The organism is Mycobacterium simiae (assembly GCF_008370645.1).
In the GTDB taxonomy this organism is placed as follows: domain Bacteria; phylum Actinomycetota; class Actinomycetes; order Mycobacteriales; family Mycobacteriaceae; genus Mycobacterium; species Mycobacterium simiae_A.
In genome coordinates, this window is the sequence record NZ_VTZN01000248.1 from 1 (window position 1) to 5,310 (window position 5,310).

General features: G+C 67.6%; 6 protein-coding genes and 1 riboswitch. Of the genes, 5 read left to right on the forward strand and 1 reads right to left on the reverse strand.

Annotated elements, in window-relative coordinates:
• The coding region (locus F0Q45_RS23975) for a PPE family protein (RefSeq protein WP_149656278.1) at positions 1–1,262 on the reverse strand (1,262 nt) is incomplete at its 3' end.
• Between the two features lie 224 nt (positions 1,263–1,486).
• Positions 1,487–1,695: riboswitch (cobalamin riboswitch) on the reverse strand.
• A 264-nt stretch (positions 1,696–1,959) separates the two neighbouring features.
• Between F0Q45_RS23975 and F0Q45_RS29650 the strand changes: the two genes are divergently transcribed.
• The 5 genes from F0Q45_RS29650 to F0Q45_RS24000 form a co-directional block, all read left to right on the forward strand.
• Complete coding sequence (locus F0Q45_RS29650; protein ID WP_262491148.1) at positions 1,960–2,205, forward strand: hypothetical protein; 246 nt, start codon at positions 1,960–1,962, stop codon at positions 2,203–2,205.
• Between the two features lie 43 nt (positions 2,206–2,248).
• Complete coding sequence (locus F0Q45_RS23985; protein WP_149656276.1) at positions 2,249–3,451, forward strand: MFS transporter; 1,203 nt, start codon at positions 2,249–2,251, stop codon at positions 3,449–3,451.
• A 311-nt stretch (positions 3,452–3,762) separates the two neighbouring features.
• Positions 3,763–3,975 (forward strand): hypothetical protein, encoded by a 213-nt coding sequence (locus F0Q45_RS28080; protein WP_188113131.1) that lies wholly within the window; start codon positions 3,763–3,765, stop codon positions 3,973–3,975.
• Between the two features lie 328 nt (positions 3,976–4,303).
• Positions 4,304–4,870 (forward strand): hypothetical protein, encoded by a 567-nt coding sequence (locus F0Q45_RS23995; protein ID WP_262491149.1) that lies wholly within the window; start codon positions 4,304–4,306, stop codon positions 4,868–4,870.
• Between the two features lie 109 nt (positions 4,871–4,979).
• A partial coding sequence (locus F0Q45_RS24000) for a pyridoxal-phosphate dependent enzyme (protein WP_149656277.1) occupies positions 4,980–5,310 on the forward strand: 331 nt, incomplete at its 3' end.

Below are 5,310 nucleotides of genomic sequence, written 5' to 3' on the forward strand. Positions count from 1 at the left end.
CCCGCACCGCTCACCGACGGTGGTGCGGTGGCCGGCGGCGGTGGCGCCCCGGGCGTGGGCGCCGCGGTGACCGCCTCCACGGGAGCAGGAGTAGGGCTCGGAGTCGACGGGGCGGTGGTGGGGGCAAGCGCGGCGAGGGAGGGCATCGCGGGCGTGACAGGTGCCGGTGGCGGCACCGCCGCCAGCGCCGCCAAGCCCTTGGCGCCGATCGGCACCAGCGCTGCACCGGCCGCCAATGGCACCAACGGCGCGGTCAGCAGGGGCAGCAGAACCGTGAGCAACACCGCCGTCTGCTCGAGCAGGGTCTTCAGCAGCGCGATGGTGTCGGTGATGACGGTGCCGATGGCTTCGACGGTGACGAACACGATGGTAAGGCCGATGGTCAGTGGGTTGCCCGACGCGAACGCCGCGGCGAGATCCGCTGCGATGAACGCGAAGGTTTGCGACAGTAGGGCGATATAGGTGCCGATATCCATCGGGTAGCCCAGGGCGAACGCGATGTTGAGCGGGCTCAGGTAGGTAAGTGGATTGCCGAGGATGAGCAAGTAGGGATCAAATCCAGCAAACATCGCTTGCAGAAACGGGATGTTGGCGAACCAGTCGATGAACGGCTGTATGACGTTGTTGTAGAACGCGGCATACATCTGCCACAGCCACAGCAGGAACTGGTTGAGCTGGTCCTGGATCGGCGTGGCGGCAGCGGCACCGGCCTGCGGTGCGTCGGCTTTCAGGATGTGCGGCGCCGGGGCGGGCCGCGGTGCGGCGGCAACGGCCGCGGTCGAGACCGCCTGATAGGTGCCCATCGCGGTGGCGGCCTGGATCCACATCCGTACATAGTCGGCTTCGTTGAGCGTGATCGGGATGGTGTTGATGCCGAAGAAATTTGTCGCCGTCAAGGCGGCGTGGGTGGTGTGGTTGGCGGCCAACTCGGCCAGGGTGGGCATCGCGGCCAGGGCGGTGGTGTAGGCGGCGGCCGCGGTTTGCTGTTCGGTGGCCATTGCGGCACTGTCGGCGCTGGCCTGCATCAGCCACGCCAGATACGGCGCATGCGCGGCCGCATAGGCCACCGCGCTTTGACCTTCCCAGGCACCGGCCTGCACGCCACCCAGCAGGGCGGACAATTCATCGGCCACCTCGGCGTAGGTGACGCTGAGCGAACTCCACGCGCTGGCGGACGCCAGTAACGCGGCCGGTCCCGGGCCGCCGCTCAGCAGCGCCGAGTGCACCTCCGGCGGCGACGCCAGCCAAAGCGGGGCGGTCATCGATTCCCGCCAGCGAAGCGACATGCCTCGATGCCACCCGCGCCCCCAGAATTCGCGGCAAACGCAATAGCCGGCATCAGACGTCCTCCGATACGCCCGAATGCCCGCCAGTCCCCCCGGTGAGACGTCTAGCCGCTAGAGCCGTTCTGCGCGCCGGGGATAGACGCCGATCTCTAGCAGTGGCCATCCGCCCAATCCACGAGGCGACGCGCACCGGACACCCGATGTGTCCAACACAGCTGGCAGGTCTTCGGACTCACAGGCACACACCGAGGACGGTGCACCTACTGGCCGTCGCTTCCCAGCCCCGGGCTGTGGGGCCAGTGCCGATGACGGCGGTCGTTCCTGCATACCGCTGCGGGACAGTCCCGGATTCACACCGGGTTCCCTCTCGCGGCAAACCTGAATGAGCATCTGCCGCTTGATGCCGACGACACCCGCAGGAGCCACCAGCAAACCAGCTGCATGCTGGAGACTACTTGACATCCGTCCACCGGCCCAGCTACTACAGGAGAGTCACAGAAAACACTCAGGAACCGGCCCGGAGTGTCCCAGGCGCAGGTAGCGGCCCGATAATTTGGCATGGGCCGACGTGGATCATCCGGGATGGGGGACATATGCCAGTTGCGCCGAACACGCAGAGTAATTCCGGGCAAACGGTAACCACATCGTCCTGGACGACCTTGCGACAGCCAGTATGAGCAGCTGCTTGCTTGGAATCCTGTCTCGGACAGTGGGCTATTGGCTGGTCGGGCTGCCTGCCATGTTGCTGCTGGCGTTTGCGGTGCACCTGCAGGGCGCCGGCATATGGATCGGGCTGAGCACCGGCTTTGCGGCCACCGCGGTGCTGCTGCGGCGCCGGTTCGGCCTCGGCGTGTCGCAAGCGACGTGGCCCGTGGCGATATCGAGCGGTCAGGGGAAAGCGTATTCAGCGCGGCGCTAGCGGTTTTTTGAGGCGGTTCCGCGATTTTTCCGGGCCCAGCCGGATGCTGCTGATCAATCAGCTCGGCATCAACGTCGGCTTCTACATGTTGATGCCGTATCTGGCCGGCTACCTGGCCGGGCCGCTGGGGCTGGCGGCGTGGGCGGTCGGTCTGGTCGTGGGTGTCCGCGACTTTTCCGAGCTGGGCATGTTCATCGTGGGCGGCACGCTTGCCGAACGATGGGGCTACAAGGGGTTGATCGTGGCCGGCTGCATGCTGCGCGTGGGCGGGTTCGCGATGCTGGTGGTGGTGCAGTCGTTGCCCGCCGTGTTGCTCGCGGCCGCGGCCACCGGTCTGGCCGGCGCCTTGTTCAACCCCGCGATTCGCGCCTACCTGGCCGCCGACGTCGGCGATCGCCGCGTCGAGGCGTTCGCGATGTTCAACATCTTCAACCACGCCGGGATCCTGCTGGGCCCGCTGATTGGTTTGGCTCTGGTGGCGATCGATTTTCGGGTCAGCGCGGCCGGCGCGGCAGTCGTTTTCGCCGCGCTGACCGCGGCGCAGTTGCTGGCGCTGCCCGCGCATGCTGCCGATTTGTCGGCCAAGGCGAAGGCCTCGGTTCTGCACGATTGGCGGGTCGTCCTCGCTAATCGGTCTTTCCTGTTGTTCGCGGCGGCGATGACCGGTTCCTATGTGCTGTCCTTTCAGATCTATCTCGCGCTGCCGCTGCAGGCCTCGATTTTGGTGCCGCGTTCCCAATCCTTCTTGGTCGCAGCATTGTTCGTGGTTTCCGGCGCAGTCGCGATCGTGGGGCAGTTGCGCATCACCGGCTGGATGGCCCGGCTGTGGGGGCCACGGGGCAGCCTGTCTAGCGGCGTGACAATCCAGGCGGCGTCTTTCCTGCCGCTGATCGCAGCGCCAGTTAGCCCTCGGTTCGGCGCTGTGGCGGTCTGCGCGCTGGTGCTGACGGCTGCGGTGCTGGCCGTCGGCTCGGCCGGCGTCTTCCCCTTCGAGATGGACACGGTGGTCTCGCTGGGCGGGCGGCTGGTGGCCACCCACTACGGCTTGTACTACACGATCGTCGGGACGGGAATCCTGCTGGGCAATCTGGGCACCGGCGCGGTCATGGGTGCCGCACGACGGGCCGGCATCAGCGAACTGGCGTGGGCAGCACTGATGCTCCTGGGGGTGGTGTCCGCTGTGGCCCTACGGCGTCTCGACCGCGCGCATCGTCTGCAGCCCGCCGGCGACGACTTCACCGCTTGAACCCCATCTCGGGCAACCGAGGGATGAGGTCGCTGCTTCTGGTCGATGCGACATCAGTGATCGCCACGGGCACCGCCAACACCCGACTCCCGTCGGCCGCCGCCCATCCTCGCCATTCAGGCCGGCGTCTGACCGAGGCCTGCGCTGTCGCGGTTCGAGGTCGCTGGTGGCCGCTCACGGCCACCAGCGACGGCCCGGCTGATGTCGCACGGTGCGAGGGCTGACTGGCCAAGCCCGGAGCCGGCACGGAGTCTGGAACCCCGAGCACCATCAGCGTTGCCCGGGCGCCCCGGCTGTCGCCAGCTCGACTAATGACCGCCGTGACCGCCGCCGTGGCCAGCACCGTGACCCCCGCCATGACCGCCGCCGTGACCCCCGCCATGGCCAGCACCGTGACCCCCGCCATGACCGCCGCCGTGACCGCCGCCGTGGCAGTAGGGATTGAACCAGGGGCAGCTGGAAGCGGGCAGGGGCCCCTGCTGGGCGTTGACGTCAGCGGCCGCCCCGACACCGGCCACGCCTAAGCCAGCGGTAAGGACGACGATCGCGGCGCCTATGCGCCCCGTTCGGATCATATCTGTTTTTTGCCTCATGCCCCCTGGGGGTACCCGACGAAGATGGTTACTAAACATGCGGATTCGCGGTGTCGCCAACGAATGCGCATCATGGGGCGCCCGCTTGACACCCCGGCCGCTGGCCGCGAAGCATCCGGGCCAATGCCCTGGGTCGGGTGTGCGTATGCGCCGCGAGGCCTCCAGCAGCCGTCGTGGGGCCATAGGCGTGTGATGCGCCTCTAGCGGCGACGCGCAACGGGGTTACCCCATACCGCCATGGGGTATATGATGTGGGTGTGTGTTCCAGACATCGATGCACCGCTGCTCGGGGTCGTGGCGCGCCGCGTGTTTGCGCGCCTCCGCCGGTGTGGGCCGCGGGTTGGCGCCTGGCCTCACCCGGGCATTGTCCGGTCTGCGCGCTGTGGGGTGGGGCGCTATGAGCTCTAGCAGCATCGGTCGGTTGCCGCGGCATCCCGTGGCCGCGGTGGCGGCTGTGATGTGGTTGGCGGGGTGGCTGCTGGCCATCGGCGCCCACGGCACGTTAATTAGTTCGCATACCGCAGTCCCGCATGCTGCCCATGTGCTGCCGGCGACGTTGGGTGGTGAGTTCACCCTCGACGTCGATCACCCTCATGCGGATAAAGGTCCGTCCTCGGCTCACCCGGAGCGGTTGGTGGCGGCGGTGCTGCCGCGCTCGGCCCCCGCGTCGGCGGTGTTGGTGTGGCTGGGTGTGGTCGGCGCGGTTGCACTCATCGGGTGGCGCCCTGAGCTGGCGGCCCCGGCCGGGCGCGGTCCACCGCGGCGCCGGGTTGCCTATTTTACCGGGCAAGATCGTTTGACCCGGTTCTGCCTGTCTCGTCGCTGACAGGTCAGCACCAGGCCGAGTCGGCTCATGCCGACGGCTGGTGACCGCTGACCCATGTCACGTTGCCGCGCAATGGTTTCGCGGCGTTCGCAGGAAAGCGACGATTGAAATGACACACGTTTTGCCGTTCGACAGCAATGTTCACCCCCTTTCGTCACTCAGGGTTCTCCACCCGCGTGATTGCGCCCCGTCGGCCCACGCTGCTCTTCGGCGGCCCGCCGCGATGGTGGGCCACACGCCGGTGTTGCGCATTGAGACACCGCTGGCCCCGCCCGGGCGGGGGTTTTGGGCCAAGTTGGAGGGATTCAACCCTGGCGGCAGTATGAAAGACCGCCCGGCCCTGCACATGGTGGAGATGGCCCGTGCCCGCGGCGACCTACGCCCCGGGGCGCGTATCGTCGAGTCCACCAGCGGCAGTTTGGGGTTGGGGCTGGCACTGG

Coding starts and splice junctions, on each gene's coding strand:
- F0Q45_RS29650 (WP_262491148.1), top strand. CDS start 1,960: ATGAGCAGCTGCTTGCTTGGAATCCTGTCTCGGACAGTGGGCTATTGG.
- F0Q45_RS23985 (WP_149656276.1), top strand. CDS start 2,249: ATGCTGCTGATCAATCAGCTCGGCATCAACGTCGGCTTCTACATGTTG.
- F0Q45_RS28080 (WP_188113131.1), top strand. CDS start 3,763: ATGACCGCCGTGACCGCCGCCGTGGCCAGCACCGTGACCCCCGCCATG.